This window comes from Sutterella wadsworthensis, assembly GCF_003315195.1.
Taxonomy (GTDB): domain Bacteria; phylum Pseudomonadota; class Gammaproteobacteria; order Burkholderiales; family Burkholderiaceae_F; genus Sutterella; species Sutterella wadsworthensis.
The window spans coordinates 1-24,882 of the sequence record NZ_QNRV01000006.1; the positions used below are offsets into that span (position 1 = coordinate 1).

The following is a 24,882-nucleotide window of genomic DNA, read 5'->3' on the forward strand; positions in this document are numbered from 1 at the left end:
TCGATTGATGGGCCTGTCCCGCAGCACTTTTTACGCTTCACAGAAGACGACGCCGGCGCAAATCAAAACCGATGAGTTGGCCGAGAAGATTTCTGAGGTTCAAAGCTCCTGCTTCTTCACAATTGGCCGACGCCGCATGGGTGCCGTCCTGCATAAGCGTTACGGCATAGAGGTTTGCGAGACTACGCTGCAGCGAGTCATGAGCCGCCGCGGCTTGACTGCACGCATCCGCCAGGTGCGCAAGGCGAAGCCTTGCGCCGGCAAGGCAACCCGGCAGCAGCTGCCGGATAATCTGCTCAACCGTGAGTTCCAAGCTGATCGGCCGATGCACCGCCTCGTTACTGATGTCACCTATGTGCCGTACTTCGAAAACGACGAATGGCACTGGGGTTATCTGTCGCTCGTACAGGACCTTTTTAATCGCGCCATTGTCGCTTGGGTCTACTCCAAAAAGCAGGATGTTCGGCTGGGACTGGCGACACTCCAGTTTTTATCAGGCCGAGGCTTGGCTCCGGGAGCGATGCTCCACAGTGACCGCGGCAGTATCTACACTGCTCAGGCATTCAGGGATGCGGCCGACGGCATGGGCCTGACGCAAAGTTTCTCGCGAACGGCTAACTGCCACGACAATGCCACGATGGAGTGCTTCAACGGCACGCTCAAGGTAGAGGCGCTCTATAACCCAGTGCTGACGCAGGATAGGCCAAGTTTCAAAGCGCAGAACGACCTTATTGGCCGTTACGTTGAGTTCTACAACAACGAGCGCCCGTGCTCAGTAATTGATAACCAAACGCCTGCGGCGTATCGCATGCAGTTCTACGGCCCTTTCCTGAGGACTTGACGCGAACATCAGGCAGTGACAAGTAACGACTGAGCACGTTGAAGCGTTGCACATTGAAGTGGTATGGATTTTTTGGACACATACAGAGTCCAAACCATGCAATGCGGTCACGTTTTACACAAGATGTTGTTTACAAAAATAGACCGCAAACTTAGATGCATTTAATTCTCATTTGCATATAATTTTCCAGCGAAGGTCGCATTTCTAAACCTACGCAGAAATACGATCATGACCTCAGGCATCCCTCTCCATCAAATCGCACCAAAACGGTGCGTTGCAAAATATAACATTTTGATTCATATCAACTAACATTCATTCCTTGACACTGCCTGTACATCCGCACATTGTCATGCCTTCGCTTGTAGACAAGTTGTCCAATCAAAGATATTCAGAAAACTGCCCTTCACATCCGGCCACATTCGGCTTTATTGCGCTCTTTCAGCCTCCGCTGACAACAGCGGCTGCCTAGTGCAAAAGAAGAACTTCATCAAGATATGAAACTCATATCTCCTCATCCATGTCCTGCATGACCTCGATGAAGGCGTGCTCTCAGGGCGCTATGCTGTGCAGTACCTAGAAAATCGAACAGCTGTCGGGCGTTGTTCAGAATAATCACCAGCCAGGCCAATAGTGTGAATGCTGACCCACGCATAAGAAGACCGATACGAAAAAGGCTGACGACGTCCCTTTCCGTCGTCAGCCTTTCTCAATTTTGCAGCCAATCAGATGATGCAGGACCAACCACATCATTTGTAAGCGTTTGAGGAGCAACGCATGTGCATTTGTTTTATTCGCTGCGGAATTAAAGTTACCCTTTTCACAATTCACATGCAAACCCCTAAGGCATATTTTATCTACGCACCATTGTGGTGCAATTTAGGTGTTATTCATTAATTAATCACCGCAAACACTTTGGTATGCCACCTTCTTTGCTCATGATAAGAAAGCGCTATTAAGTAAATATACGTATACCACCTCTTATTCGTTCAATTATCTCGTCCATCATCCATTCAGCCGATGAACAAGCTCCCATCCGCGACTCTTTGACGACTCTTTATTTGAATTTACGGCTCGACCGATACAATGAGGACACTATTGGCTTTCTGCGCTTTCAATGCGTCGGAAGCGGCCCTCATGCTGGTTTACTTATTTCGCAACGACCATGGAAAAACTCTCTCCGAAGGAAGCAGGCCTCGAACGCATACGCGACCTCGACGTACTCTCGACCATTCCCGAAATGCTTGCGCTACAGGTAGAAAAGCGTCCTGATGCAGTCGGTTGGAAATCTTGGGATCCGGTGAAGAAATCGTGGCGCGACTGGACGTTTCGGCAGGGCTACGATGAAGTTCAGCGTTGGCGTCACGCCTTTGCTGGTCTTGGCCTCACTCGAGGCACTCGCGTTGCAATGCTGCTGCCGAACTGCATCGAAGCCGTTCTCTTCGATCAGGCAGCCCTGGCCAACGCCCTGACGCCGGTGCCGCTTCATGCTATCGATACGCCAAAATCGTCGGCCTACATTCTCAACGACTCAGGCGCAGAAGTTTTGGTCACCAACAAGAAGCTCAAGTGGCGTTTGGTGCGTGAAGCTGCCGAGCTCCCCAACCTGAAACTTGTTGTCATCACAGACGATGATTTCGCTGATGACCCCGATGCCGACATTCCGATGCTGAGCTTAGAAACGTGGCTTGCCAAAACGCCGGATGCGCCGCTCCCGCCGGGGCCGCGCTCGACAGATCTTGCCGCACTCGTTTATACCTCCGGCACGACGGGTAATCCCAAAGGCGTGATGCTTACTCACCGCAACGTGCTCTCCAATCTCCGGGGTGTGCTTCAGAGTCTGCAGCCCTATGCCGATGAAACGCTTTTGTCGTTTCTCCCGCTTTCACACACATTCGAGCGCACAGCTTCATACTATCTCGCAGTGGGTACCGGCCTGACGCTGGCCTTCAACCGCTCCATCGCAACTTTGGCGGACGATCTGAAATCCATTCGTCCAACCATCTTGATGTCGGTACCACGCGTATACGACATGATCTATGGCAAGCTTCGTGATGGCCTCGCCAAGAAGCCCGCTTACGTCCGCTACCTTTTTAACTGGGCAGTCGAAGTCGGTTGGCGTCGCTTCTGCCGAGAAAATGGTCTGCCCATAGAACCTTCCGGCCGCGCTTGGCTTGATCCGCTTGTTGCGGGATTTCTTGACAAAAAGATCGGCAAGCAGCTTCGTTCTGTTTTCGGCGACCGCATTCACCTCTACATCTCTGGCGGCGCAGCTCTCAACCCTGCCGTTGCAAAGGTATTCCTCGGGCTCGGCGTTCCTATCTTCCAAGGCTACGGCATGACGGAAACCAGCCCCATCATTGCTGTCAATAAAGTCGGACAAAATCACCCTTCAACCGTTGGTCCCAAACTTGACAACATTGAAGTAAAGCTTGGGGATGGAGGCGAGCTTTTGGTGCGGGGTCCCTCTGTTATGCAAGGTTATTGGCACCGAGAAGAAGCTACACGAGCCATTCTGTCCGATGATGGCTGGCTCTCCACAGGCGATGTTGCCGAGATATACCAAGACGGCTGCATTCGTATTACCGGCCGCATTAAAGAAATCATTGTGACGAGCACGGGCGAAAAAGTACCCCCCGCCGATCTGGAAGCCGCTGTCGAAACCGATCCGCTATTTGCTCAAACACTTGCGGTAGGTGATGACCGCATCTGCATTGCACTGGTTGCCGTCGTTAATCCCGACGAGTGGCAGCGTCTCTGCGCGGAACTGAAGCTTGATCCAGAGGACCCGAAGTCGCTTGATTCGCGAGAAGCCCAGCAGGCAGCCCTCAAGCGTATTAAAAAGGCTGCAGCTGACTTCCCGAATTACGGTGTTCCACGTCTCGTCAAACTTGTCCGCGAACCTTGGACAATTGAAAACGGCATGCTGACGCCGACCTTGAAACTCAAGCGAAGCATCATCACCCGCCGGTATGCCTCTGACATTGACGCACTTTACGAAGGTATTGCGCCTAAAAAGAAATAAGTCTGCAGCTGCGTTCTTTTTCAGCGGAAGAAGAACGCAGCCAATTTAGCATCGTCAGCAACGCTCATCGGGTTTTCACTTAAATCATCTTTCTATTTTTGAGCGCTTTGCAACGCATACTGCTCCGCACAAAATTCGCCGCCAACTTTCAGGGGACCCAACCTCCAGCCCGCGTCTGCGCGCTTTAGGCGTTCCTCATTTTTTCATCAAATGACGCGCTCCACCCTCGCTCGACTTTTTGACTGTGTCACGATTCCCGCACTTCGTCGACGAACCGTATCCCTGTGGCCGGATCGAGAGGCCTTCCGACAGTTCGACTATGCCGACAATCGTTGGATTTCACTCACCTGGAAAGCTTTTGAAGCACAAGTGCTGCGTTGGCGGCATGCGTTTTATGCGTCGGGACTGAAGCCGGGCGACCGTGCTGCGATGCTGCTCACCAATTCCATTGAGGCTGTCATCTTCGATCAGGCAGCTTTGGCGGCAGGACTCATACCTGTCCCCCTCCATGCTGTTGACACACCGGGATCATCCGCCTACATCCTTCATGACTCCGGCGCAAGAATTCTTGTGACCTCCTCGCGTGCAAGATGGAACGCACTGCATGCGGCAGCAGGCGAAACACTGCCGATGCTCGAACAGGTGGTGCTTTTGAATGAACTCGACGACGAGGTAATCGACGGCGTTCGCATCTCCGGCGTGGAGACGTGGCTCGCGCGCGGCAACGGTACGCCGAGCGAAGCACTTCCGCCGGAACCCAGCCCTGACGATCTTGCCGGGCTCATTTACACCTCCGGCACCACCGGCCGTCCCAAGGGCGTAATGCTGACTCATGCAAATCTTGTCGCCAATGTGGCCCAGATTTCCGATGCAGTCGACATCACAGAATCCGACATCTATCTCTCATTTCTGCCGTTTTCCCACACTTTTGAGCGTACCGTCGCTCATTACGCAGCCCTTGCTCACGGTGCCTCGATGGCATTTGCCCGATCGGTTCAGCACATTGAGAACGACTTGGCTGATGTTCAGCCCACCATCATGTGTACGGTTCCGCGCGTGCTCGAACGTCTTTATCAAAAGCAGCAGCTTGAACTCGCGAAGGGTTCTGAAGTCGAGCAGCACCGCTCTCAGTGGGCTGCCGAGGCTGGATGGAGGCGATTCTGCCGTGACAACGGTCTGCCCGTTGAACCTTCCGCCCGAGAAGCGCTCGACGAAACCGTGCTTCCGGTCCTAGACGAAGATGTCGGCCGCAAAGTACGCGGACTTTTTGGCGGACGCATGAAAGCGATTCTCTGCGGCGGAGCAAGTCTGAATCAGTCAGTAGCTCGCTATTTCTGCGCGATGGGGGTGCCGCTCCGTCAGGTTTATGGACTGACGGAAACAAGTCCCATCGTCTCCTTGACGCGTGCCGAAATGAACCATCCCGCTTGTGTAGGGCAACCTGTTGCCCAAACGCAAGTTCGCCTCGGTGACCGCGACGAACTGCAAGTGAAAGGCCCGCAGGTCATGCAGGGATACTGGAACAAACCAGCTGAAACCAAGCACGCCTTTACGGAAGACGGATGGTTTCATACGGGTGACCAGGCAGATTTGTCTGACGGCGGCCGCGTGCGTATCAAAGGACGCATCAAGGAAATCATCGTCACGAGCACTGGCGAAAAGATTGCCCCCGTAGATCTCGAATTCGCCATTCAGGAAGACCCACTCTTCGAACAGGTATTCGTCTGCGGCGAAAATCGCCCCTTCATTAGTGCTGTACTGGTTCTTCAGCCAGACCTATGGAAAGCACTCTGTGCCGAAATGGAACTCTCTGCAGACGATCCGCAGACGCTGCACGATCGAAGCATGTTGCGCTATTTGGTCAAACGTGTGCGTGCCGCCGCCAAAGACTTTCCTTCTTACGGCATTCCGCGATCCATTGCCGTTGTGGACGAGCCATTTACCGTTGAAAACGGCCTTCTCACACCAACAATGAAACTTCGTCGAGAAAAGATACTGTCTCGATGGAAAGATTTGATTGATGGGCTTTATTCCGGCCATCCCGCGGCTTGATTGTCATTAAGGGCGGGCTCTCAGTCCCAAAGAGAGCCCGTCGCGTATTTGTGGGGTAGGGCAAACTCAAACTTTTTCCCTACATCTGCACACAGTTGTCTTCAAAACGTTTAGACTGCCGCCGCAATCAATCTCGGAAATTCCCCAAACGCCCTTCGCGGATCTCATCCCCGCTTTAAGTGTTTCGCGGACCTTCCGCTCGAAGTTTCAAGCTTCGAGCCGATCGAACATCATTTACGTGCCGTACCCCGATCTCTTCGCCTGACGACCTGCAGGCCTTTGAGAATCAAGCGGTGTATTTTTTTTTGCACTCAGAGGTTGTTATGCGACTCCTTCAGACGGCTCTTACGTTTGACGACGTACTGCTCGTTCCCGCCTATTCGGAAATTCTCCCCCGCGATACGCAGCTGCAGACTCAGCTCACGCGCGGTCTTTCGCTCAACATCCCGATGGTTTCAGCCGCCATGGATACGGTCACTGAAGCCAAGCTCGCGATTGCGCTCGCTCAGGAAGGCGGCGTCGGCTTTATTCACAAGAATATGACTGCCGATCAGCAGGCTGCTGAAGTCGCTAAGGTGAAGCGCCATGAATCCGGCGTTGTTTCCGAACCGATTACCATTGGGCCGGAAATGCTCGTGGGCGACGTGATTGCTCTCGCGCGCGAACACCGCATCTCGGGTCTGCCCGTGGTTGCTGAAGACGGTACGGTGCTCGGCATGGTCACAAACCGTGACCTTCGTTTTGAAACCCGCATGAGCGTTCCGGTTCGTGAAGTCATGACGCCGCGTGAACGCCTCGTCACTGTGCATGAAGGCGCTTCGCTTGAAGAAGCCAAGAACCTGATGCACCGTCATCGTCTCGAACGTGTTCTCGTTGTTACGAAGGACTTCCGTCTTGCCGGTCTCATGACCGTTAAGGACATTACCAAGGCGACCGATCATCCGTTCGCCGCCAAGGATGCTCAGGGCAAGCTCCTCGCCGGCGCTGCTGTTTCTGTTGGTCAAGGTACCGAAGAGCGCGTTGAAAAGCTCGTTGACGCAGGCGTTGACGTTATCGTCGTCGACACCGCTCACGGTCACTCCAAGGGTGTTCTTGACCGCGTGAAGTGGGTCAAGCAGCATTACCCGAACCTTCAGGTTATCGGCGGCAATATCGCTACCGGCGAAGCTGCCCTCGCGCTTGTCGAACACGGCGCTGACGGCGTCAAGGTCGGTATCGGCCCGGGCTCCATCTGCACTACTCGCATCGTTGCCGGTGTCGGCGTGCCCCAGATTTCCGCCATCAGCAATGTCGCAGAAGCTCTTCAGGGCACCGGTGTTCCCTGCATCGCCGACGGCGGCATCCGCTTCTCGGGCGATATTTCCAAGGCCATCGCGGCCGGCGCTAATTCTGTCATGATGGGCGGCATGTTCGCCGGCACGGAAGAAGCTCCGGGCGAAGTGATCCTTTATCAGGGCCGCAACTATAAGTCCTACCGCGGCATGGGTTCGCTCGGCGCGATGGGCAAGGGTTCTGCCGACCGCTACTTCCAGGACAACAACCAGGGCAATATCGATAAGTTCGTCCCGGAAGGCATTGAAGGCATGGTGCCCTTTAAGGGTTCCATCTCCGCGATCATCTATCAAATGATCGGCGGTCTGCGTTCCTCCATGGGCTACTGCGGCTGCCGCACGATTGATGAAATGCGCACCCGCGCACGCTTCGTGCAGATCACGGCGGCTGGCATGCGTGAATCTCACGTCCATGACGTGAAGATCACGAAGGAAGCCCCGAACTATCGTCAGGCCAACTAATCGATAGGCAGCCGACTTTATGTCGGAGAAGGCGCCCGAAGCCCGCAGGCAGCAAGCTCAAGCGGTGCGGGCGCCTTTCTTATTTCTGTTACAGTAACGCCCGCGCAACGCTTGAAAGTTTTCGGCCATGTTGATTCTCTGAAAACACTTCAATCGCAAAGCTGCGCACCTCAGTCTCCTCCACAAAAGAAGCATTCCAACCCATGTCTCACGACCGCATCCTGATTCTGGACTTCGGCAGCCAGGTGACCCAGTTGATCGCCCGACGCGTGCGCGAAGCCCACGTCTACTGCGAAGTTCATCCGAACGACGTCTCTGCTGATTTCATTCGTGAATTCGCCCCTAAAGGCATCATTCTCTCGGGCTCCCATATGAGCGCCTATGAGGAAAGCAACGACCAAGCGAGCCAAGCCGTTTTTGAAGCGGGCGTTCCCGTCCTCGGGATCTGCTACGGCATGCAGACCATGGCGCAGCAGCTCGGCGGCAAGGTCGAAAGCGGTACCAAGCGTGAATTCGGCTATGCCGAAGTCCGCGCCCGCAATCATTCCAAGCTTCTTGAGGGCATCGAAGACTTCCAGACCGAAGCTGGCGAAGGCATGCTGAAGGTTTGGATGTCCCACGGCGACAAAGTTTCCGAGCTTCCTCCGGGATTCAAAGTGATGGCCTCTACGCCGTCGTGCCCTATTGCCGGTATGTTTGATGAAGCCCGGGGCTTCTATGCCGTGCAGTTCCACCCGGAAGTCACGCACACCGTTAAAGGCCGTGAAATTCTCCAGCGCTTCGTCCTTGACATCTGCAAATGCAAGCCTGACTGGATCATGGGTGACTACGCCAAGGAAGCCGTTGAGAAAATTCGCGCCGAAGTGGGCGATGAGGAAGTGATTCTTGGCCTTTCAGGCGGCGTCGACAGTTCCGTCACCGCAGCGCTCATCCACCGTGCAATCGGTCAACGTTTGACCTGCGTTTTCGTCGACAATGGTCTGCTGCGCAAGAATGAGCGCGAACAGGTTCGTGAGACTTTTGAAAAGAACATGGGCCTGAAGCTCATTGTGGTGGACGCCATTGATCGCTTCATGAACGCTTTGGCAGGTGTTTCCGATCCCGAGCAGAAGCGTAAGATCATCGGCCTTGAATTCGTCAACGTCTTCCAAGAAGAAGCTGCCAAAATCAAAAACGCCAAATGGCTTGCTCAGGGCACGATCTACCCTGACGTGATTGAGTCTGCCGGTGCAAAAACCAAAAAAGCCAAGGTTATTAAGAGCCACCACAATGTAGGCGGCCTGCCCGACACGCTTCATCTGAAGCTTCTTGAGCCGCTGCGCAGCCTCTTTAAGGACGAAGTCCGTGAACTCGGTATTGCCCTCGGTCTTCCCGCTGAGATGGTCTACCGCCATCCGTTCCCGGGTCCGGGTCTGGGGGTTCGCATTCTGGGTGAAGTGAAACGCGAATATGCAGATCTTCTGCGTGAAGCCGATGCCATTTTCATTGAAGAACTGCGTAAGGCCGATCTCTATGACAAGGTGAGTCAGGCCTTCGTTGTGTTCCTTCCTGTAAAGAGCGTAGGTGTCATGGGTGACGGCCGTACCTATGAATGGGTTGTGAGCCTGCGTTCTGTCGAAACCTCCGATTTCATGACTGCCAAGTGGAGCGAGCTCCCTTACGACCTTCTCGGTCGCGTGTCCAACCGGATCATTAATGAAGTCCGCGGCATCAACCGGGTGGTTTATGACGTCTCCGGCAAGCCGCCTGCCACTATTGAGTGGGAGTGACCCGGGAAGAGGATCCTGCCTGAACTAAGCTGAACCATCGCCCCCGTAACTCTTTGAGTTTCGGGGGTTTTATTTTATTTACAATGATTTGAGCGGAACCGAGTGGAACTGACAAGAACTGTTTTCGTATCGGTATTTGTATCGATATAAAGCTGCGCTAGGATGAGCTTGTTACAAATATACCGATACAGGGAATAATGAACGGTATCGGTATATTTTCGGAAAAATTCATTATAAAACAACTAAATGTGTGAAATTTTGCGTACATTTCGCGTATCGGTAAATTTGACGGGATCCGCACCTCAAAATACCGATACGAGCAATCATTCTGTGCTGACTACGACTGCGCTGCAGGCTTAAAGAAGAAATCCGCCTTCCGATACCAAAAAGATATCCGATCGTGACGGACTATACGCACACGGGAGCCCTGCCGGCACCATTGCTTTTCGATGGGACTTTTGGTCGGGCGGTCGTGGAGACCGACGAGGAACACTGACTTTAGGAAAGTTTCCACTCATGACCTTGGCTGAAGCGCGAGACGCGCGATTTGCCGCAAAAAAGGACGTTGCGGCAGGCACCGATCCCTGTCGAAAAAAACTAACGCTCAGACGGTCTGCCGCTAACTCTGGCACTTTTCATCCGTGGTGGACGAGCTAGATGGCTGTATCCGAACTGACTGATTGAACCAAAGCTATGCGAGCCTCGGTCTATAAATGAGACCTTGAAAAGGGCTTAAAACTCGAAGAAATTGATACTGACCGCCGTCGGCTGCTCTTCGACAAAATTGTTGCGGCTCCCGCGGTAGCTATGCGTGCTCGAAAATCGTACTGTATGTCTTCCTTCATCTAGGCAAAAATTACAAAGTTACAAGATGGGAAATCCTTGTGAACGAATTTACCCAGCATCTATTGCGCAGATCAAACCCCATGAACAGAATCTTTCGACGCAAGAAATAACTGAAAAACTTCGATATTTTGTAATATATCAGAGGTAGACTTTCAATCAAGGCGGGGGCAAATAACCTTAGTTTTAAACGAGTAAATTGGCGAAATATATATAGGATGGAATCAACTTTTGCCGAACTGTTTGGACTATCCCTGCCACTCGTATAAAAATGCGTACCGCCCACTTCATCCTATTATCAAATCAAGCGCTAGACATTTTTACGAACTCAAAAACCTTGCTGGTTCATGGTTAAAATGAAGCATGGCCAATGAACAAAAATCAGATATTATATTGATATCGACACCGTATTACTTGATGAATCAATAGATTTTATTTGATGATGACCTCGACAAAAAACGTTCTAAATTGGCGTTAAATTTTAGCAGATGTGAGATTTTAGATGCAACCAATAAAATACAATGAAGCTATATCACATTTTACCTAAAGGACTAGATAAACACATAAAGTTTCTTAAAGCTAAAAGAATTATAAAAAATTTTCAAAAACAATGAAATTCTAAATGATACGTAAAATCAAAGAGCCGCAACGCTTGCGGCTCTTTTTATTTTGTCCGTTATGCTTCAACTTCCTTAGAACGATCTTTCGGTATGAAACATAACAGTCATTTTGGTCTCACCGAGAACTATTACGTGCTGTAGCTTGCCGAGGTTAGAACTTCCAAGCCGCCTGCAGCTGCGCACTTATTCCTCGACGCTTGCCTGTGTATCCGTTCACGCCTAGGTCGAACTCAAAACTCTTAGCTTCATTTTGGTAAGTCCAGCCCATCGAGCCGATTCCAGTGCTGCCTTCAAGATCGGTACCACTCAGAATCAAATTGACAGAGTGGTCGGCGACATGTCTCTTAACATCAGCCTTGAACACGTATTCATAAGTCAGCGCAACATAAGGCCGCAAGGTAGGCGTATAGGCATATTCAAACACCGATCCCAATAGAGCCCGGTGTGAATTGAACGTGCCAAAACTTTCAACAATTTCAATTGAGCCGGAGGAAGAGGTATGCGCCTCGCTTTCACGGCCATCGTAGAAATAATTCAGGAACGTTCTGTTCTTAAATTTTTCCGTAACTTGAAATTCACCATAAGTACCGAGGTGAGCTCCCCAATAATTGCTGGTACGGTCAAAGTTTGCGCTTACTCCATCTAATGACACAGAGAATTCGTTGCGCAGCCAACCGCCTTTGACATATCCCGTGACATGCAGCCAATCGATCGGCGTGGCGTAATTGCCATAGATACCAAAACCCACATAGTTATGTTTGCCATCACCTTCCGCCTCTCCAACGGGTTCAGTTGTGGCTGTCCGAGTGTCGTATGTTCCATGCCCCATTTCCATGAAGACTCCGACTTCAGAATTCTGTACGTTGAAAGCATAGCCTAAAAGGCCAGTAATCACTGTGGTGTCTAATTCTCCAGCAACATCCAAATCGTATTTCCCTATCCGTGCCGCCGCAAAGGGTCCGGTCTGACGAACACCCTGCCGAGACTTCATCGTGGAATCGATTAAAAGCTCGTCGGCCGCGTACATCACCGCCGCTGACGCAATGCTCGACAGCATCAAAGCGTTCGTCTGATCATCCACCTGGTTGATACTCGGATAACTTGGTGTAGGGTCAGGAGGAACTTCGGTATCTCCTCCTGGAGCGAGATAGGGTCCGGAATAGCCGGAGCCGTAGATGCTGCCCCTATCCTCATCACCGATAATGGGAGAATACAGGTGAACTGTAAAGGTACGATCTGAGTCTATTTTATCGTTCTGACCAGCGGATGCAGTGCAGCCATAAATTATCAAACCAAGCGTCAGCACCAATGGCGTTAGTTTTTCTTTTTTCATAGATTCTCTCCAAGTAGGCGTCTTTGAATATTGAGAAAATAAAAAACTTCTTATCCAATCTCAAAGGCTTTAACACGAAGTTCAGAAGAAAGCGCCAATTTAACAGCACCGGAGAGAACCATTTACCCTCCACTCCGTGAAATTTCATAACGATAGAAAATCACTATTTCTATCAATTTTATTATAATACCCGCATCAACCGTTTCATCAAAAGAATTTTCATAAGTGTGAAATCATATCGTACACATAAATGATTTCACGTTTACAAATAATTTGTGGCATAATGGCCAACAATCAATTCCTTTATAACTCCAAAATGAAGGAGTAGTGATCCAATAAAATATATATTTCCTGAAAGAGCCAAGTAAAAATATATTACCCACATCATTAGGCTGTTTTACCGCCCTCAGGTATGTACCCCCATCAAGCATACATAAAGTATGTAGGATGAATTTAAAAATAAACTATTTTGTGTGTCTGTTAGTTCAAAATACACAGAAGATATCTGACAACTTTTATTATGTCTCTAATAAATAATACAGAGGCATAAGTTTTTATAATTTATATTTGAAATTACTTAGGCAGCTTAAAGAGTTTTTTGCCATCAATATTTATTTTCTGGAAGTGGGACAGCCTGAACTAAGATGAATAATTAGCCCACAACTTTCTTAGTTTATATGATTTTCTTTTATTAGCAATGATCTAAGATGAACTAAACAGAACCATCAATAACCGTTTTTATATCGATATATTTCCAGAAAAAACATCTCAAAAAAAACGATATGTGTGATTTTTTTGTGCATTTCGCATATCCGTAAAATTAACGGGATCAGCACCTAAAAATATCCACACGAGCAATCATTCCATGCTGACTACAACTGCGCTGCAGGCTGAGCTGCCGGTTGTTCACTGATGTCCGATCTGCTGTCTATCGCCCCCTCAGAGCAGTTGACTGTTTAATTGTCAGTCAATTTCGCGACGAGTCTAACCATGCTCGCGGGACGCTGTATGTTTTGCGCAATTCGCTCATACAGATCACTGCCTTTGCCGTCAGTGAGATCAATCGTCTCCCACCCCAGTGTCTTCCCATACCTGTCCATAGCATCTTCAATGTCCTTCATCGTACCCTCTGGAGGATCATCAAGAATCAGGTGAAGTACGATTTTTCTTTCCGCAAACTTCGCAAAAATCCCCGGCAAAATATTCGGCTGATCGTAATCGAAGTCCTCTGGACTCGAATATCCGCCACCAGTAGGACGTCCTACGTTAATCCAAGCATGCTTCAGCGTGCCCGAACCATACGGCGCAGGATAGGTACCATCGTCGCTCCAGACTTTTGCCCAATTGGGGCTCAGCAGCCGATAAGACCATGTAAAGTGTTCGTCAACACTGCCTGTATTAACAGCAATGGACTGTTTAACACGTTCCGTGATCTCGGAAACCGTCGAACTGTTAGCCAACAGCGGCATCAGCGGCCCCATCATCGGAAAGTGCACAACGCCGTCTCCTATTTCGCCGAGGTCACTGAAGCGCCATCCGCTCCAACTATTCGGATCGCCGGAGAACCACCCTGCATAGCGGGTATCGGCATGATTTCCCATAGTCCACCAATTATCGGGCACACAAAAGAAATCCTTCGCATCAACGGTTGAAGAAGTGGACCACCATCCGCCGAGCCCTCTGCCAAAACCAGCTAAATAGTCTGTTAAATAACTGATATCGTTATTGCCTTCTTTCAGTTTGCGATTGTCTGACACAATGAGCCGGAATTTTTCGTCTTCGCTTTCCGGCGGATAGTCAAGTCGAGCCAAATAGCCGTCAATACCGTCTTCAGCAATGTCCGGTCGAGCAACGAGTGCTACTCCTGCGTCGAAACCCGGACCTCCGGGGTTAAGCAAGTCATTCACCAATGCCGGACTAATACCCTCCAAAATTTCCTTCTGGTGTTTGTACTGCGTTTCCGTTGAGCCGAAATATTTGCTTCCCGGTTTTGGAAGCGCTCTGCTTTCCATACTGATAATGTCAGCGTATTTCGTCCCCAAGTTCATATGTGTGCCGACGGCGAAAACGCTCACATGGATGGTTTTGTCATATGGCTTCCCCTCGAAGAGCTTATTGAGCACTTTCTCCATACCGCTCGCCACTTGCTGACCCGCCGGGGAATCTGCAGAGTTGTCAATCGTAAATACCACTTCTAAAGAGGACGGAAAAAATTGAGCAAGGGCTTGGACGGACAATTCCTTTTCCTTGGAGAATAAGGATCCGATAGCTCCAGTTAATCGAGGCTTAGAGGCGTATTGAGCACTGACACTGATGCTCTTCTCAGCAAAGGTCGGCAGAACAGATTTCACCTCCAACGTTTCTTCAAACAACTTCGAATTCTCATCAACCCACCGCTGCGCCACAGCAGTGGTCAGATAGGAGTCCGCCCCGATGGATTGAATTTTGGCAAGGGCAATCGAAGAAGTATCAACCGCTGACTGCATCGCAGAAAGATTCATGAATTCACGGTTGACCAACACGGCGCCCGTGCCGAGCGCCATAGCAGGAAGAATACCCAAACCAAGAAACATGGCCGCAGCACCGCGGCGGTCAGTGATAAATTGCCGAACTCTGGTTTTGAGATGAGGCAGCACGCGCTGCAGTCCGCAACGATGTTGAGAGCCCATAATTCAGTCTTCCTTACGAAGGGTCGTATAGCGACTCTGGAATTCCTTCGGTGCAACAAGTGTTAGATAAGCCGGCGCCTCTTTGCGCTGCATACAACTCTGAACCCTGAGCACACGGATGCCGGCGTTTGACGAACTCGATGGGGGCGTCAGTGCGCCTCCGCCGTCCCCTAGCAATGAAACGAGCGGAAGCGTTCCAGGAATACCGCCGCATCTTGCTCCATTGGCGAAGGTATAGATCACCGGAACACCGTCATTGGTAATCTTGCCTGTCGCGTATTCCACTGTCAGTCCTGTTCGAATGCCTGCAGCATCTTTCGAAATGGCGTTCTTCAGCATTTCATTGGCGCTGGCAATGAGTACCGGGAACTGCTGCTCCAGCGGGAGCGTGACAGACTCCGTACCGCCTCCAAAATTAAGTTGTTCGGGTTGATTAATCAGCATGTCGGCAAGCGATGCAGTCTGCCGATTCAAAGTCCATTGCAGCCGATATGACTCGCTCATCTGCCAAAACGCCCAGATGATCAGCAAAATAATGGGCAGTACAAAAGCAAATTCAACTGCCACAGCACCTCGGCCGGAGATGAGAAACTGATGCATTGCCGAATGATGTTTAGAGCGCGGATCCATTCGCTGCTCCTTTATCTTTTTCGGGCTCATTGATGTAGAAGAAATGGATTTCTACTTTGCCCTTCATAGGATTGCCTTCCGGAAGCACTTTCTCGAGAATGCCTAAACGGGCATCAACCTTCAAATGCACAGAGTCTCCGCCTGTTCCGGCTCCAGGATTCGCGCCTGCAAGCAAATCGATCATAGAAGACGAGCTCGTAAAGGTGAGTTTGAGGTCAGAAGGATCAAAAACGCCGAAGCGCCATTTTTCAAGTGCCGCCTTAACAAGCGTTTCTGCCTCTGCTCCGCGATTGAGTTTGGCTTCATGGATACCCTCTTCAACTGCCCGCTCAATAAGCGCGTAAGCAATGGACAGACGCGCTGATTCAAGCGCCACGGCAAGCACGAAAGCTGCCATGGGAAGAAGCAGTGCGAATTCCACGCCGGCAGCACCGAGCCGACTGCGGAGGAACATACTGAACGCACTGCGAAACGCGAGAGCGTTCTTCACTTGGTCTTCTCCTTGATCGCTGAGATCAATTCTTCAATCTTCTCGTCATCGAGTTCGCCCTTGAGCAGCCGCCGAACATCATTTTCTCGGCCCAGCTTCATGAGTGCGGCGACAGCTGCCGGTTTGGCGGCAGGCACCTGATCAATGATCGGCTGAAGCTGTGCAAGAGAGTCTTCTGCACGCCCTTCCAGATAAAGGCTGCGGGCGTAGTTGTACCGAATAATGGGATTGTCGAGTTCAGCGAGCAGTTCCTCGTACAGCTTGTCGGCAGCTGCATAGTTCTTCGACATGGAATACGCAACGGCTGCGAGCGACTTCGCAGAACGTCGATCTTCCGCGGAGAGCTTCTGCAAATCGGAACCATCCGTGAGAGGCTTTAAGAGCTTTACCGCTTCTTCAAAATCTGTCAGCGCAATCAGCGCGCGTGCACGTTCAATGCGAAGTTCAGCGGTATCGACGCCGGAAATAAAGCTGAGCACTCGCAGGGCTTGGCGAGGATCGCCCGTCTTAGTAAATGCGCGGGCGAGGTAAATCCGCGCTTCTACATTCGTCGGATTTTTGGCAATCACGTCGTTGCCGACAGAAATGACCGTCTGCCAGTTGTTGGTCTTCTCTGCCGCTACCATGACGGCACGTTCGGACGCCCACTCATTCCCGTCATAGCGCTTAATTTGAGGAGACGGTGCCGCTTTGGAATCAAAGGCGATGTAGTCGTTTGTGACGACGCAGCCAGAAAGCAGTGCACTGCACAAAAGCAGAGAAAGCGAAGCGGGGAAAAAAGATCGACGCATGATCAGAATACGAAACGTTTGAAGAGAAAAACTCAGAAGGCGCGAGCAAGCTCAATCGCAGCCGGCGCAATGATGAGTGCAATAACAGGGAAGAGTACGAGCACGATCAGCGGCACCCCAATGACAGCGGATATCCGGCCCGCTTTCTGTTCAAGTTTGGAAAGCTGGCCGGCTCGAGCTTCCGCTGCGATCGACTGCAGGGCTTCTGTGAGCGGCGTACCGTATTGAATGGACTGGAGCAGAGAATTGGCCAGAATTTTCATTTCACGCACCCCTGAACGCGCCTCAAGACGCTTGAGCGCCACCGTTCGATTCACCACCAGCATTTCGTAGCGTGTCATGCGAAATTCCTTGGCCACCTCCGGAGCCCGACGGGCAATTTCACTGGCCACGCGATCAAATGCCTCTTCAAGACTCATGCCGCAGCTCATACAAATCGTGAGCAGGTCGACCGCTTTGGGGATAAAAAGACGAATGCGATTTTGACGACGTTCGGCCAGTTCCGATAGGAACCATCCGGGAGCGCGCCCCGCGACAAAAAGCAAGAACAGATAAGCGAGCGGCGGCAACGGTTTTTGCACCAAATGTGTCGGATCGATGTCGATGGCCAGCCAACCGCCCACAGCAGCAGCGATCAGCACCAAGGCGCGAAAGAGTAAGAAAAGATCCGTTTGCCACGGTTTGATGAAACCCGCCTGCTGCATAGAGCGTTCCACAGCAGCCAAATCCCGAGACCGACGCAGCGGTCTGGCAATCAAAGTGAGCAGATCCTCCCACCGTACCAGCCGGGAGTCGCCGCTGCCCTTGATCTGATTGAGACGCTGTTCGACGAGAAGTGAGCGCCATGCCTGCGAGGCGCTGTAGCCCACGCAGACCACAATGAGTATCGCCATCACAAAAAGGGCAAAAATAAGCGTTTGGTTCATAACGAATATTTCCAAAAGCTAGCCGTTGAGCGACCGCGACATGCGCTGAATGATGATGAAACCCGCCAGCATGCACGCCAGTGCGCATCCCGCCACAATGCGGCCGGCAGGATCATTCACCAGAAAAAGCAGCTGCGAGGGATTGAGAAATGCCTGCAGCCCCAAAATGAAGACCGGCAGCAGACAAAGCACTCGAGCCGATGCACGGCTCTCCGAGGTAAGCGCTTTGAGCTTTCGGTCGATCGCTCGTCTTTCACGCAGCATCATGGAAAGCGATGCCAGCATTGGACTGAGTGCAGAACCGGTTTCACGATTGAGCGCCAGCACCTCGCAAAAAAAGTCAACGTCCGGATCGTCGAGTTCATCTGCAAAATTGCCGAGCGCTTCACGAAACGGCAGACCCACTTTCATCTCTCGGCAGAGTTTGAGGACGCGCCTGCCAAATTCATCGTCATAGGCCTCCCCTAAGATTTTGAGCGCACGGTCAACCGGAATGCCTGCTTGAATGGATCTCGTGAAATTGTCGACCGCCTCTGGAAACCTTGAAAGAAAAGCTCTTCGCGCGCGATCAAGACGCCATCTGCGAACGATGATCCAGGAGGCAGCGCCAACCATGACGAGCAGAAGCACTTCAGCTGCGATGCTCAGCTTGAGAAACCATCCCAACAGAAGTGCCCCCATCATCACGAGGATCGTCGCCTGACATTCCGGCTGCCGCAGAAATGCTGCCAGCTGCGCATTCTTCGCTAAGCGGTTGTTGGCTCCCCCTAATCCCGACATCGCTGCAAGACGTGCTTCAACTGCCCCGCTTCTTTCCCGGGTAGAGAACACCGCATAGACGAGGACCACCAGCACTAAAAGACCGATAAAGATAAGCGCGGCAAACTCTTTGGTCATAATCCGAGCACCTCGCACGCCTGATCGTACTCACCGGAAACCTTGAGCTTCTCCACAAATCCAGGCTCGCGCGGAGACGCACGGTAGTATTGGCCGCCGGCACCGTCTGCCGCATGTTTGAAAGAGAAGAAAGGCAAAGCAATCACATCGCGTCCGGTTTCATCCGCCGTAATTTCCGACACTGCGGTGATGCGGCGCATGCCGCGGCCATCGCGCTCTACTTGGACGAGAAGATCAAGAGCGCTTGCGAGCTGACGGCGGATCAGTGAACTCGACATCTGATTGGCGCCCATATTGAGCATGTTTTCCAGACGCAGAAGCGCATCCGCAGGACTGTTGGCGTGAATCGTTGACAAAGAGCCGTCATGGCCGGTATTCATGGCCTGAAGCATGTCGAAAGCCTCTACGCCGCGAACCTCACCCACAAGGATTCGATCCGGACGCATACGCAGCGCATTCTTCAGAAGATCTCGCTGCGTTACTTCGCCCTTTCCTTCCAAAGATGCCGGTCGGGTTTCAAGCCGAACGACAAAAGGCTGATCGAGTCGGAGTTCTGCCGCATCCTCAATGGTGACGATGCGTTCATCACGCGCAATGTGCTGAGAAAGCGCATTGAGCATTGTGGTTTTGCCTGAACCCGTGCCGCCCGAGACAAGAATATTGAGACGGGCTCTAGCCGCAATCTTTAGAAACTGCGCAATCTCACCGGTCATTGCGCCTCTAGCCGCGAGTTCATCAAGACTCATGACAAGACGAGAGAACTTACGGATAGAGATGCAGATGCCGTTGAGACAAAGCGGCGGCGCAATGATGTTGACTCGACTGCCGTCAGCCAAACGAGCATCCACCATCGGCGACGATTCATCAATGCGTCGGCCGACGGCGCTCGTGATGCGCTGCGCCAGATTGAGCAGATGTTCGGCATTGCGGAATCGAATCGAAGTGAGCTCAAGCTTGCCTCGGCGCTCCACGAGCACCTGATCAGGGCCGTTGATCAAAACATCCGTCACTTCCGGATCATCAATGGCACCTTGAATCGGCCCGAGCCGGATCATGTCGTTGACGATTTCACGGGTAAGAAGCCGCTGTTCATGGCCGTTCAGAAAGAGCCGCTCCGTCTGCACCGCGTTGGCGATGGTTCTTGCAACCTGCTCTTCGAGCTCCTCGGGCTTCATATGAAGCGCTGCCTCCGCGTCGATACGTTCGACGATGAGGCTTCTCAAGCGCGCATAGACGCCCTGATCAACATTGACCTGTTCCACTACTTCCATAGCCTGCTCCAGAAGGATGCGCCGGCCGCGTTGAGTTCAGCGCCGGACTGCAGTGCGGCAGTTACGGGAGTAAGCGTCTTTTTGAAAGCATTATTGCCAGAGAGCCACTTCAGCGGCTCAATCAGATTCTCGCCGAGCGACTTCACAAACGGCACTTCTGCGGCGAACTTCGTATTGAGGTATTTGGCTGCTTCTTCTGTTTTGACGGTATCGGAGGCGTTGCGATGATTGAAGATCCACCATACCTTGCCTTCGGGCTTCACATCTGCAAGCAAGGTGCTGATGGTCTGTGCACACCGCATGGAGGTAAAAGTATTGGCTGCAACCGGCAAAATGAAGTCCGCCTGCGCCGCCAGACTTCTGGCATAAGGCGTCGACACTGGAATGCGCCAGATTTGCCAGGGTGCCTGTCGCGCCAATTCGCGCACCAGTCGGCTGCAGTCGGTCACGCGCTGTCCGCTCCCGAAAGGTTCATAGCCGTCGAGCAGCTTAAGTCCCTTACGCGGTTCAACCAGCGACTGGTTGACCAATACGGCATCCAATCTGTCCTGAGCCTGCAGCATCTTGGGCAGACTGCCGGGAACATCAACCCCAAGATATGACCCCACGCTCGGCATCAGAAGTCCTGCGTCAACCACAATCACAGGGTCCGTTTGAGCGAGTTCGGCAGCAAGCACCGTTGCCGTCGTGCCCGCACCAATGCCGTAGCCTGCCCCAAAAACGGCAATCACGCGGCCGCCAACAGGCGCTTCCTGTTCCTGCTGCGGTTCAAGCGAAGCTTTAACGCCGTAAGCGATTTCTTCGGGTGCTGTCGTGAGCGGATAGTAATCTGTCGCGCCGGCTCGTTTGAGCTGATGATAGAAAACGACAGAGCTCTCACGACCGAGAAGAATCAGTGAAGTTCCCGCATCAAGATGCTTGGCAAGCGCTTTCACCGCCTCAATAAGGTCTCCCGAAGCAGGGAGCTCTATCACCACGGTCTTAAGCTGCGCAAAGTTCGTGTTCTGAATGATGTTGGCCCAGACAAAAGCGCCGTGCGTCTGCTGAACGACGTCAATGCCGTTTTCGGCAAGCTTCGCGGCAAGCGCTTCAGCCGTACGCGGATCGGAAACAAAAAGACCCGCCGGGACGCCGCGACGATTAAGAATAGTGTTCGTCATGTGCTTTGCTCCCGATTACTTGGACTTGCCGCCGCCCGCTTCGAGTGAAACATCACCGAAGGGCCGCACGGATCCGCGCTGATAACGATCCACTGCGCCGATCGCGGCCTGCGGATTGGGATCACCCAAAGCTCTGGGCGTTTCGAGATCGCTCGGCACTGCTGCCTGCTGAGCCAGATTGCGGGCTGTGGCGTGAGCGAAGTTGTCTGACACCGCCTGTGCATTCCACCAGCGGTAAGCCGAAACTTTGGGATCGCGGACAGTCACAGCGAGGCCCAAATGCGCGATAAAGTCGCGCTCAACCTTAACGATGTCGCCTGGTGCGGTCCGCATTTTGATGAAATCCAGCACAGACCGCAGGGTTTCATCACTGGGGGCCAATGAGTAGGAGACAACGATCACCCGATCTCGTCCCGCCGTTTCTGCGAGCAGCGGCTCAACCTGTGTATGGAGTTCGGCCGCTACATCAGCAGGATCAATCACCACCACTTGATCAGCTCTCGCTTCAAATGCTGGAGCCCTGCCGGAAGGAACGGTCGTCGTAACGCTCGTGCAGGCACTTAAAAGGGCTGCGGCACCGAGCAGGAAAAGAATTTGTATATTGCGGATTCGGTTCATTACAGACTCTCCAACGCTCATCGCCTTAATAGATGAATTCGCTCACCAGATCCGCGGGCGAAGTTTTCCCCGATGGAGCTGAGGCGGATGGCTGCGGCTTAACAACCGGCGCACTGTCGAGTCGGTACTTTTCAGAAATAAACGACGGCTTACGCGCCGTTTTGAGCGCCGTACCGCTCGACACCTGAGGATCGGCATCCATGAAGTAGCGCTCAAAGATAGTGGGCACATACATCTCTTCGTTGGGAATGGTGTAGGGCTCTCCGCTCGGCGTGCTGATGTACGCTGTAGCGACAATGACGAGCTCGGTTTCACCGCGTTCAAAAGCCTTGGAACGTGCAAGTGCCCCGATAATCGGCAGATCAGCAATGCCAGGAATTTTGTTGACGGTATTGCTGAAGTCATTTTTGAGAAGCCCAGCAATGGCAAAACTCTGACCCGAAGCGAGTTCAATCGTGCTTTCGGCTCTTCTGACAATGAAACCAGGCTGCGTTGATCCCATAAACTGGATGCCGTTGCTGTCAGAGCGCTCCGATACCTCAGGGCGCAGCCGCAGACTGATGCGGTTTCCAGAGAGAATCGTCGGCGTAATGGAAAGCAGTACGCCGTAGTCCTTGAACTCAATGTCAAATCCGCCGTCACCGTCAGAAGACTGGAACGGAATCTGACCGCCGGCCAAGAAGGAAGCCGTTTCACCGGAAACCACCGTCAAGTTCGGTTCCGCCAAAATGGATACGAGTTCCTCACTGGCCATGGCGTCAAAAAGACTGCCAAAAGTAAATCGTGCGGCCATCGTGGCCGGATCAAACAGATGTCCAAGTGAATTGTTGGGATTGGAAATGATGGGATTATCGGCAGAACCAAAGGTAATGCCGCCCCGACTTCCTGAATAGCTGCCCTTCCATTTGAAGCCGAGCTGATCGGAAAGCTTGCGATTGACTTCGGCAAACCGTACGCGCACCGTCACCTGATTAGGCGTCGTTACGGTGAGCTGATTGATGATTTTGCCGATACGTGCGCCAAGCGTTCCAGTACCGGTAGCAGCACCAGACTTTTCCTGCTGGCCTTCCTGTCCCGCAGCCGACACATCAGCCGCCGCCATCTGCGCTTGCTGGGGATTAACCTGCAGCATGGCATCGAGGAAAGCCACGACATTGGCGGCTTCCTGGGCGGTCTCCACCTTTCCTCGCACAGCAACACCGTCATTGAGTGCCACGAGCTGAAGCTTCAGTTTCGGGAACGACGACTTAAGCGCCATTTCCATGGAAGACACGTCGTAAGCCACTTCCACAAGTCCGTTGTAAAGCGTGCGGCCATCAGTACCGAGCACCATCAATGACGTTTTGCCGGGATAGCTGCCGAAAACGACCACTTTACGGTTGCCGACAACCTGATAGCTCGCAATAGAGGGCTGAGCGACAAACACAGCACCAATCTGTTCATTGAAGGAGAGCGCTTTACCTTGATAAAGCGATACGGACATGTGCGCGTCTGGCGCATGCTGCTGCGGAGCAGCCGTGAGCGCGCCCGCAGCAGTGAGCAAAAATGCAGAAGCAAGTACGCACGTACGCAGTCTAGAGAATGGAGGCATGTTCAATACCTGAAGAAAATATGTCGGGATTTCTATTTCTGAAATACGGAGTCGCTTTACTGCTGCGGAGGTTCAGTCGATGACCCATAGAAGGTCTTTACCTTTACGGCCGCTGGAGGCGTTTTGTCGCTGCGGCTCGGGATAATTTCAGCGAGTTTGGTGAGCTCCTTTTCTGGAAGCCCCGTCTGAACGGCCTCACCGCTCTGACTGTTGCGCAGACTGAGCGAAAGCTGGCCGTTGCTTCTCGCAACGGTCAAAAGCTCGACATCTTTGGGCGTTACTTCGAGCGTTACGGTGCCCTTGCGGTTGATATTCGCCGGCGTGCTGCTTCGTACCATTCTCGGGTCGGAGCTTTGCGAATCCGCTCCAAACCCCTTGGGTTCAATCGTGTGGTCAACCGCGATCACGCGCAGGTTATGCAGCAGCGTCCGCGCCACGTCAAAGTTTTTCTGACTGGCAAATGCGCGGCTCTTCTGCGGATCAGTCTGCGCCGCCAGAATGACGTCAACCCGGTTGCCCGGACGAAGAAGCCCAGCTCCGCCCGTCACCATATCGACTTCAATGGTGAAAGCTCGCATGCCCGGGGCGAGGACTGCCGCGACGAATTCAGGATCCGTACGAGCCAATAATGCCGAAGGTGAAATAACCTCACCGGCCTTGATGGGCTTAAGGACTAAGGCGCCGGACAAATCCTGCGATTCGTTTTGAACAAAAGTGTCTTTTGCCGCACTCTGAGCAACTGCCGTCCACTCGATGTCTCGCGCGGAAAGGAAACTCCCCGGAGAAAGGTTCGCCGCAGCGCGAGCTACGGAAACTTGAGCTTTATTTTCGGAAACGACCGGTGCGGCCGCTTCTTTCTGGACGGCCTTTGTCGGGAGCAGCATAATGCCGGCCGCAACGGCAAGCGCAACAATAACTACTCCGACCAAAAATTTTATCTTCATTTCTAGACCATGTGAGTAAGCATCAAAAGGAGTGACAGACTGACGGCGACGCCATAAGGAATTTCAGTCGTCCTGCGGGTTCTGACTAAATTCAGGCAGAGATATAAAAGTGCAAGTACGCCTCCGGCCCAAGCTGTTATGAGCAGCAAATCCAGTGTTCTTGCGGATGTCCAAAGCGCAGCTGCGGCCAAAAGCTTGATATCTCCCGCGCCGATCAGCCCGAGGTACGCCGAAACTGGGAATCCTACGAGCAGAATTGAAATACACCCCAGCCATCCGGCCTGCAGCGGACTGCCGCCGATCCATGCGTCAACGACAGCCGTTAGACCGAGCAGAACGGCCGCAGCATTTGGAATCTCCCGTTTGGTCAAATCACTCCAACTTGCCCAAACAAGGACCGCCATTGCTGCGGCAGCGAGAACCGTGCTATTTGCCACCTTGCGTCGGCAGATGGTCAACGATGCCTTTGAAGAGATCGCTGATCGCCGTTGCAAGCGGGCCGTCGGAAGAGACGAGCGCGCCGATTACGATCGCCACACCGGCGGCAAGAATGCCGTATTCGATGGCAGTCACGCCGCGGCGGCTGCGAATGAAAAGACGAATGCGTTCAATGAATGTCATG

Annotated in this window: 19 protein-coding genes and 1 pseudogene; 6 read left to right on the forward strand and 14 right to left on the reverse strand. The window is 52.4% G+C overall.

Annotation, left to right across the window (positions count from 1 at the left end; genetic code table 11):
* The 6 genes and pseudogenes from DES29_RS04295 to DES29_RS12730 form a co-directional block, all read left to right on the forward strand.
* On the forward strand, positions 1-841 hold an 841-nt coding region (locus tag DES29_RS04295), incomplete at its 5' end, for an IS3 family transposase (RefSeq protein ID WP_249031201.1).
* 1,162 nt (positions 842-2,003) lie between these two features.
* On the forward strand, positions 2,004-3,863 hold the full coding sequence (locus DES29_RS04300) for an AMP-dependent synthetase/ligase (RefSeq protein WP_005431112.1): 1,860 nt from the start codon (positions 2,004-2,006) through the stop codon (positions 3,861-3,863).
* 210 nt (positions 3,864-4,073) lie between these two features.
* On the forward strand, positions 4,074-5,915 hold the full coding sequence (locus DES29_RS04305) for an AMP-dependent synthetase/ligase (RefSeq protein ID WP_021994952.1): 1,842 nt from the start codon (positions 4,074-4,076) through the stop codon (positions 5,913-5,915).
* Between the two features lie 323 nt (positions 5,916-6,238).
* Positions 6,239-7,708: an IMP dehydrogenase gene (gene guaB, locus DES29_RS04310; protein ID WP_005431116.1), complete on the forward strand. Its 1,470-nt coding sequence runs from the start codon at positions 6,239-6,241 to the stop codon at positions 7,706-7,708.
* Positions 7,709-7,911: 203 nt separating this feature from the next.
* A complete protein-coding gene (gene guaA / locus DES29_RS04315) occupies positions 7,912-9,477 on the forward strand; it encodes a glutamine-hydrolyzing GMP synthase (protein ID WP_021995159.1) in 1,566 nt (521 codons plus the stop codon).
* 384 nt (positions 9,478-9,861) lie between these two features.
* Positions 9,862-10,134, forward strand: a pseudogene (locus DES29_RS12730) (Arm DNA-binding domain-containing protein); the annotation flags it as partial.
* A 957-nt stretch (positions 10,135-11,091) separates the two neighbouring features.
* Here DES29_RS12730 and DES29_RS04325 read toward each other — a convergent pair.
* The 14 genes from DES29_RS04325 to DES29_RS04390 form a co-directional block, all read right to left on the reverse strand.
* The gene (locus tag DES29_RS04325) at positions 11,092-12,273 is read right to left on the reverse strand and encodes an autotransporter outer membrane beta-barrel domain-containing protein (RefSeq protein ID WP_236578844.1); all 1,182 of its coding nucleotides are present in this window, start codon (positions 12,271-12,273) and stop codon (positions 11,092-11,094) included.
* 956 nt (positions 12,274-13,229) lie between these two features.
* Positions 13,230-14,909, reverse strand: a complete 1,680-nt coding sequence (locus DES29_RS04330) for a TadE/TadG family type IV pilus assembly protein (protein ID WP_236578845.1) — start codon at positions 14,907-14,909, stop codon at positions 13,230-13,232.
* Between the two features lie 36 nt (positions 14,910-14,945).
* Positions 14,946-15,572 carry a TadE/TadG family type IV pilus assembly protein gene (locus DES29_RS04335; RefSeq protein WP_021994587.1) on the reverse strand — a complete coding sequence of 209 codons (627 nt, stop codon included), beginning with the start codon at positions 15,570-15,572 and terminating at the stop codon, positions 14,946-14,948.
* Entirely contained in the window at positions 15,556-16,062 is a 507-nt protein-coding gene (locus tag DES29_RS04340; protein WP_021994588.1) for a TadE/TadG family type IV pilus assembly protein, read from the reverse strand. The genes DES29_RS04335 and DES29_RS04340 overlap by 17 nt, the downstream gene beginning before the upstream one ends.
* On the reverse strand, positions 16,059-16,853 hold the full coding sequence (locus tag DES29_RS04345; RefSeq protein WP_021994589.1) for a tetratricopeptide repeat protein: 795 nt from the start codon (positions 16,851-16,853) through the stop codon (positions 16,059-16,061). Before DES29_RS04345 ends, DES29_RS04340 begins: the two co-directional genes overlap by 4 nt.
* Before the next feature lie 32 nt (positions 16,854-16,885).
* Positions 16,886-17,779 (reverse strand): type II secretion system F family protein, encoded by an 894-nt coding sequence (locus DES29_RS04350; protein WP_113854502.1) that lies wholly within the window; start codon positions 17,777-17,779, stop codon positions 16,886-16,888.
* A gap of 18 nt (positions 17,780-17,797) precedes the next feature.
* Positions 17,798-18,676: a type II secretion system F family protein gene (locus DES29_RS04355; protein ID WP_021994591.1), complete on the reverse strand. Its 879-nt coding sequence runs from the start codon at positions 18,674-18,676 to the stop codon at positions 17,798-17,800.
* A complete protein-coding gene (locus DES29_RS04360) occupies positions 18,673-19,947 on the reverse strand; it encodes a TadA family conjugal transfer-associated ATPase (protein ID WP_005431128.1) in 1,275 nt (424 codons plus the stop codon). Before DES29_RS04360 ends, DES29_RS04355 begins: the two co-directional genes overlap by 4 nt.
* A complete protein-coding gene (locus DES29_RS04365; RefSeq protein ID WP_021994592.1) occupies positions 19,938-21,107 on the reverse strand; it encodes a CpaE/TadZ family protein in 1,170 nt (389 codons plus the stop codon). Before DES29_RS04365 ends, DES29_RS04360 begins: the two co-directional genes overlap by 10 nt.
* 15 nt (positions 21,108-21,122) lie before the next feature.
* Positions 21,123-21,725 (reverse strand): hypothetical protein, encoded by a 603-nt coding sequence (locus DES29_RS04370; protein ID WP_021994593.1) that lies wholly within the window; start codon positions 21,723-21,725, stop codon positions 21,123-21,125.
* 25 nt (positions 21,726-21,750) lie between these two features.
* A complete protein-coding gene (locus DES29_RS04375; protein ID WP_021994594.1) occupies positions 21,751-23,316 on the reverse strand; it encodes a type II and III secretion system protein family protein in 1,566 nt (521 codons plus the stop codon).
* A 56-nt stretch (positions 23,317-23,372) separates the two neighbouring features.
* A complete protein-coding gene (gene cpaB / locus DES29_RS04380; protein ID WP_021994595.1) occupies positions 23,373-24,260 on the reverse strand; it encodes a Flp pilus assembly protein CpaB in 888 nt (295 codons plus the stop codon).
* A 2-nt stretch (positions 24,261-24,262) separates the two neighbouring features.
* Complete coding sequence (locus DES29_RS04385) at positions 24,263-24,697, reverse strand: prepilin peptidase (RefSeq protein WP_231293700.1); 435 nt, start codon at positions 24,695-24,697, stop codon at positions 24,263-24,265.
* On the reverse strand, positions 24,687-24,881 hold the full coding sequence (locus DES29_RS04390) for a Flp family type IVb pilin (protein WP_005431143.1): 195 nt from the start codon (positions 24,879-24,881) through the stop codon (positions 24,687-24,689). The genes DES29_RS04385 and DES29_RS04390 overlap by 11 nt, the downstream gene beginning before the upstream one ends.
* Position 24,882: the final 1 nt, after the last annotated feature.

What these genes read in the sequence shown, in the direction of transcription:
- DES29_RS04300 (WP_005431112.1), top strand. Translation starts at nt 2,004, where the DNA reads ATGGAAAAACTCTCTCCGAAGGAAGCAGGCCTCGAACGCATACGCGAC.
- DES29_RS04305 (WP_021994952.1), top strand. Translation starts at nt 4,074, where the DNA reads ATGACGCGCTCCACCCTCGCTCGACTTTTTGACTGTGTCACGATTCCC.
- guaB (WP_005431116.1), top strand. Translation starts at nt 6,239, where the DNA reads ATGCGACTCCTTCAGACGGCTCTTACGTTTGACGACGTACTGCTCGTT.
- guaA (WP_021995159.1), top strand. Translation starts at nt 7,912, where the DNA reads ATGTCTCACGACCGCATCCTGATTCTGGACTTCGGCAGCCAGGTGACC.
- DES29_RS04325 (WP_236578844.1), bottom strand. Translation starts at nt 12,273, where the DNA reads ATGAAAAAAGAAAAACTAACGCCATTGGTGCTGACGCTTGGTTTGATA.
- DES29_RS04335 (WP_021994587.1), bottom strand. Translation starts at nt 15,572, where the DNA reads ATGGATCCGCGCTCTAAACATCATTCGGCAATGCATCAGTTTCTCATC.
- DES29_RS04345 (WP_021994589.1), bottom strand. Translation starts at nt 16,853, where the DNA reads ATGCGTCGATCTTTTTTCCCCGCTTCGCTTTCTCTGCTTTTGTGCAGT.
- DES29_RS04350 (WP_113854502.1), bottom strand. Translation starts at nt 17,779, where the DNA reads ATGAACCAAACGCTTATTTTTGCCCTTTTTGTGATGGCGATACTCATT.
- DES29_RS04355 (WP_021994591.1), bottom strand. Translation starts at nt 18,676, where the DNA reads ATGACCAAAGAGTTTGCCGCGCTTATCTTTATCGGTCTTTTAGTGCTG.
- DES29_RS04360 (WP_005431128.1), bottom strand. Translation starts at nt 19,947, where the DNA reads ATGGAAGTAGTGGAACAGGTCAATGTTGATCAGGGCGTCTATGCGCGC.
- DES29_RS04365 (WP_021994592.1), bottom strand. Translation starts at nt 21,107, where the DNA reads ATGACGAACACTATTCTTAATCGTCGCGGCGTCCCGGCGGGTCTTTTT.
- DES29_RS04370 (WP_021994593.1), bottom strand. Translation starts at nt 21,725, where the DNA reads ATGAACCGAATCCGCAATATACAAATTCTTTTCCTGCTCGGTGCCGCA.
- DES29_RS04375 (WP_021994594.1), bottom strand. Translation starts at nt 23,316, where the DNA reads ATGCCTCCATTCTCTAGACTGCGTACGTGCGTACTTGCTTCTGCATTT.
- cpaB (WP_021994595.1), bottom strand. Translation starts at nt 24,260, where the DNA reads ATGAAGATAAAATTTTTGGTCGGAGTAGTTATTGTTGCGCTTGCCGTT.
- DES29_RS04390 (WP_005431143.1), bottom strand. Translation starts at nt 24,881, where the DNA reads ATGACATTCATTGAACGCATTCGTCTTTTCATTCGCAGCCGCCGCGGC.